The 5121-nt window shown below is 45.7% G+C and carries 3 protein-coding genes; 2 read left to right on the top strand and 1 reads right to left on the bottom strand.

The features are described 5' to 3' along the window. Positions 1 to 131: 131 nt before the first annotated feature. The gene (locus tag ACFQ2O_RS19890) at positions 132 to 2375 is read right to left on the bottom strand and encodes an ATP-dependent helicase (protein ID WP_377532171.1); all 2244 of its coding nucleotides are present in this window, start codon (positions 2373 to 2375) and stop codon (positions 132 to 134) included. 294 nt (positions 2376 to 2669) lie between these two features. On the opposite strand from ACFQ2O_RS19890, the gene ACFQ2O_RS19885 reads away from it, so the two are divergent. Together ACFQ2O_RS19885 and ACFQ2O_RS19880 are read left to right on the top strand one after the other, a co-directional pair. After that, the gene (locus ACFQ2O_RS19885; RefSeq protein WP_377532169.1) at positions 2670 to 4337 is read left to right on the top strand and encodes an ankyrin repeat domain-containing protein; all 1668 of its coding nucleotides are present in this window, start codon (positions 2670 to 2672) and stop codon (positions 4335 to 4337) included. Between the two features lie 189 nt (positions 4338 to 4526). Beyond that, complete coding sequence (locus ACFQ2O_RS19880) at positions 4527 to 5102, top strand: DUF3109 family protein (protein WP_377532167.1); 576 nt, start codon at positions 4527 to 4529, stop codon at positions 5100 to 5102. Positions 5103 to 5121 lie beyond the last annotated feature (19 nt).

Below are 5121 nucleotides of genomic sequence, written 5' to 3'. Positions count from 1 at the left end.
ATGATAAATAATCCACAAGGTGCAACTATGAATTACGGAATTTGAGCAAGAAGTTATAGGCGCTACATGGAAAGTGGCATGTGTTATACTTATGGTATATACCTCAATTTCTAATTCGTAATTTCTAATTATCAGTGTATGCGTAGTTTGGCAAAACTTAACAGCAGTGTTTTCTCACCTACTTCATCAAAGTTGATGATGGCTTTGGTACTGTTGCCCTGCGTATCGATCTTACTAACTACGCCGAATCCGAATTTAGGGTGTTCTACTTTCATTCCTGCCGCCAAATCAGCCGTATCACTTGGTTTAAAATCGGCAGGGGCGGTGTAGTTTGTGGCCGTCTGCTTGCGTGGCGGCGGTGTTACCAGACTGCCTATACTGCTCTTGCGCTGCAACACTCGATCAAACACATTGCCGGCTGAGTTGCTCTCGCCATACTTAAAGTTAATAAACTTCGGGTCTATTTCTTCAATAAATCGGCTTTTCTCACAGGCACGGAGGTTGCCCCACTGGTAACGGCTGGTAGCGTATGTCAGGTACAATTTTTTCTCAGCTCGCGTGATAGCTACATAAAACAGGCGGCGTTCTTCTTCGAGGTCGGCGCGGGAGTTCAGCATCATCTGGCTCGGGAACAGGTTTTCTTCCATGCCTACGATAAATACATTCGGGAACTCCAGACCTTTAGCAGAGTGTATGGTCATAAGTGTGACAAACTCTCCATCATCGTCTGCTTTCGTGTCGGCATCCGTAATCAAGGCAATGTCCTGCAGGAAGGCATCCAGGCTTTTGTCTTCCTTTTCAGGATCATCTACATACTCCTTTATACCATTCAGCAGTTCCTGTATGTTTTCGTAGCGGGCAAGTCCTTCTACTGTTTTGTCCTGGTACAGGTCATCTACAATGCCTGAATGCTTGGCAATGTGTTTGGCAACTTCAAAGGCATCGTTGTTTTGTGCAATGCGCGCAAAATCACGGATCATGACAGAGAAGTTTTCAATGGCGGTGCCAGCCCGATTCCCTAAAAACTCAGTAGCATTCATCACCACTTCCCAAACACTATGGTTAATCTCCGTGGCGGTAACAAATAGCTTCTGAACAGTTGTCTCGCCGATACCGCGCTTCGGATAATTGATCACGCGGCGAAAAGCCTGCTCATCGTTCGGGTTGACTGTCAAACGCAGGTAGGCAATTAAGTCTTTTATTTCTTTGCGCTGATAAAAGGAGAGGCCACCGATGATCTTATACTTGATGTTCATGCGGCGGAGGGCCTCTTCCATTGCCCTGGACTGTGCATTGGTACGGTACAGTATAGCGAAGTCGTCGTAGGAGAGATGATTGCTCATCTTATCCTCAAAAATAGTGGTAGCCACCAGTTTACCTTCTTCGTTATCTGAATTAGCCTTGATTACTTCAATCAAAGTGCCTTCCTCATTATCGGTAAATACATCTTTGCGCAACTGCGCCTGGTTGTGCTTAATAACTGAGTTGGCAGCGTGCACGATGTTTTTGGTAGAGCGGTAATTTTGCTCCAGCTTAAACACCTGCAGGTCCGGGTAATCGCGCTCAAAGTTCAGGATGTTCTGGATATCGGCACCACGGAAGGCATAGATAGATTGTGCATCATCACCCACCACCACAATGTTTTGGTTTTTGGCTGCCAGCTTGCGTGTAATCAGGTACTGCGAATAGTTGGTATCCTGATACTCATCCACCATAACGTAATGGAACATGTTCTGGTATTTGTTCAGCGCATCCGGGTGCTCTTTAAACAGCACATTGGTATTGAACAGCAAATCATCAAAGTCCATAGAACCCGCTTTGAAGAGACGGTTCTGGTACAGTTCGTAAATCTTCCCGATTTTTGGACGCATCGCAGCTTCATCATCAGCCTGGATGGAGGCGTCGTTCAAGTACTGGCGCATCGAGATCAGCTTGTTTTTAGCTGATGAAATACGGCCTAATACGATATTCGGCTTATACAGCTTATCATCCAGGTTCAGCTCCTTTACTATATTACGGATGAGAGTTTTAGAGTCGTCCGTGTCGTAAATAGTAAAGCTTTTAGGGTAGCCAATTTTTTCTGCCTCGGCACGTAAGATACGCGAGAACACGGAGTGGAACGTGCCCATCCATATATTCTTTGCGTTGTTGCCGATTACCTTCTCAATACGGTGGCGCATTTCTTTAGCCGCCTTATTGGTGAAGGTGAGTGCCAATATATTAAAAGGGTCCACGCCGCTGTCAATCAACTGCGCAATCCTGTAGGTTAACACTCGTGTTTTACCAGAGCCGGCACCTGCTATAATCATAGCTGCACCATCTTTATGCAGCACAGCCTGGCGCTGCGACTCGTTCAATAAACTTAAATGATCCATTTCTTCTCTTCCGCGTGCATCTTTAAACCTGTGCAATTTACGAAATACTATTCCTTTTTCAGAATAGCCCCTGCGCTTTCCTTGCCTGCTGAAGTATAAACTTGCGCGAAGGCAGCTGTAGGTTATAATTGCCTGCCTTAGGAACACCTTTTGCAGCCAAAGCGTTTAGTGCTGGGGCTCTAACAAACAAATACTTTAACTTTGCTATAAACGCATGCTTTGGTCGCATTTTTGTTATGATTCCGGATGTGCGTTTATTTGCATCATTACTATAGGTCTAATTAAGTTAAACTGATGTTTAAAACTATACTTACCCGTTTTCCGGCTACTATAAAGGTGCTGTTCCTGTTTTTGCTGGTGAGCATTAGCCACGCAGGCATGGGGCAAACCAAAACAACTAAGCCCGCCACAAAGAAACCGGCCACTTCTCAGACCAAGCAGCCTGCAGCTAAAGCTGCACCTAAAGCCGCTGTAGCTGTAAAACCGGCTGCCACACCCGCTAAGCCAAGCCTAAAGCGAATCTGGCGTACACCTGCCATGGATGAAGCCATGTCTCTCTATACATCTCTGAAGTATAAAGAAGCAGATCGTAAGTTTAAAGAAGCTGCCGCACAGCGGGACCCGGATGCTTACTATTTTATGGGCCGAATGCGCCAGTACCGCGAGATGAAGTATGATTCTGTTCAAATTGATACCATCAAGCAGGTACTGAACGCTGAAAAGTATTTCTCTGCTAACCGAGATTCAGCACGCAGCTATTATCAGATGGCCTTGGATAGTGGCAGTGTGATGGGGCATTTAGGTTTGGCAGAGCTGATGACACTACGTACCAAAGATGATAAAACAGAATTTTTGCAGCATATGCGCACAGCGGCAATAGCCATTCGGGAGAAAGCTGTAGACGGAGATGCCTTTTGTAACCGCATTTTGGGTAGTATGTACTATACCGGTTTTGGAGAACTTCAGGATTTTAGCCTTGCCCATAACTATCTGCGCCGCGCGGCAGAAGGAAAAGATGCAGTGGCATACGCTTCCCTGGCCAACCTGTACCTGAATGGAGAAGGCGTTGCCAAAGATTATAAAAAAGCAGTTTACTGGCTCAAAAAAGGCGTGGCTGCCGGTGAGCGCGAAGCCATGTATACGCTGGCCTTGCTCTATGATGAGGGGACTTTAGGAGAAGTGAAAATAGACAGTGCCCGCCACCTGTATCGTGGCGCCATTGCCAAAGGAAGCGTAAATGCTTACGAGCAGCTGCTGTACATTAACCAGACGCCAGATCAGAAGGTTGTAATCGGGGCCATAAACCGCGACCCGGATATGCTGAAACGAGCCATAGCGGCGGGTGGTGATGTGAACACACAGGCTGAGCCAGATGAGTATGATGCTAATCTGTACAAGCGCACTCCGCTCATGCACGCTGTATATATACCTATGTTGCTGGAAGACTACGGCGTTATTCATCAACCGGAAGTACGACTGAGAACTTCCAGTATGCTGTTGCGCAAAGGAGCAGATGTAAACGCGCAGGATGTAAATGGCAAAACAGCTCTGCATTATGTAGTAAGCAGCTCCCGCATCAAAACTGAATTTTACGAGAATGAGCAGGTAAGTCTGTTGGATACTTTGATGACCTATGGTGCCAATCCTAATATTAAAGATAAGGATGGTAATACAGCATTAGCGCAGGCGCTTCAGGCTACGATAGGGCAGCATATTGGCATTCTGGAGCTGCAGAAACTGCTTGCAACCGGTGCTGACCCAAGTATACGCAACAACGAAGGTAAAACGCCGCTTATGCTGGCCTGCGAAATCGATTCTAACTTTGAGGTTATACTTGCCCTTTTACAAGCCGGAGCTGATGTGAAGTTAAAAGACAATTCCGGTAAGGCTGCCATTGATTTTACAAAGCACGAAAATGTGCAGAATATCCTTATGGCGGCAGGGTCACCTAAGAAACAGTAGCAGTTAAATAAAAAAAAATTGAGTCACGGTTTCTCAGAAATGAGAAGGAGCCGTGGCTTTTTTTTGCCTTATTTGACATAAAGCTATGTAAACTATTTTCTGCCTACCTTTGTCTCTCTTTTAGTCTGAGATGCGTAGCAGCGAGACTCTCTTTCCCGCATCTCTATATTTTTATGTTTATTAGCTGACATGATAGTTCTTCAGAATACCGTAATAAGCGACGATGTGCGCGACCAGTTTTTTGTGTGTAACCTTGAGAAGTGCAAGGGTGCTTGTTGTGTAGAAGGTGATTTAGGTGCACCCCTTGAGGAAGACGAATTGGCTATTCTGGAGCAAAGCTATGAGCACGTAAAGCCGTATATGTCTGCTGCAGGCTTAAAGGCGGTAGAGGAGCAAGGTCATTATATCAAAGATTGGGAAGGCGATTATTCCACACCTACTATTGGCAACCGTGAGTGCGCTTATGCCATCTATGATGAGAACAACATGCTGAAATGCGCCATAGAGCAGGCATATTACGACGGCAAAATCAGCTGGAAAAAACCTATATCCTGCCACCTTTACCCTATCCGAATTACGAAGTATGATGGCTTTGAAGCGCTAAACTATGACCGTTGGGGCATTTGTAGCGCTGCGTGTAGTTTTGGGCAAGAGCTGGGGGTGCGTGTGTACCAGTTCCTGAAAGAGCCGCTTATTCTCAAGTATGGGGAGACTTGGTATAACGAGCTGGAGCAGTTGGTAGAAAGTGAAGAAAAAATCAAATAAAACAATTATTCTATATTTC

The organism is Pontibacter rugosus, from assembly GCF_042678745.1.
In the GTDB taxonomy this organism is placed as follows: domain Bacteria; phylum Bacteroidota; class Bacteroidia; order Cytophagales; family Hymenobacteraceae; genus Pontibacter; species Pontibacter rugosus.
The sequence above is the reverse complement of the archived record's forward strand: the minus strand, read 5'-3'. Positions and strand labels throughout refer to the sequence as shown.

Bases quoted from the DNA above. Each gene is read 5' to 3' on its own strand.
- ACFQ2O_RS19890 (WP_377532171.1), bottom strand. From the start codon at position 2,375: ATGGATCATTTAAGTTTATTGAACGAGTCGCAGCGCCAGGCTGTGCTG.
- ACFQ2O_RS19880 (WP_377532167.1), top strand. From the start codon at position 4,527: ATGATAGTTCTTCAGAATACCGTAATAAGCGACGATGTGCGCGACCAG.
- ACFQ2O_RS19885 (WP_377532169.1), top strand. From the start codon at position 2,670: ATGTTTAAAACTATACTTACCCGTTTTCCGGCTACTATAAAGGTGCTG.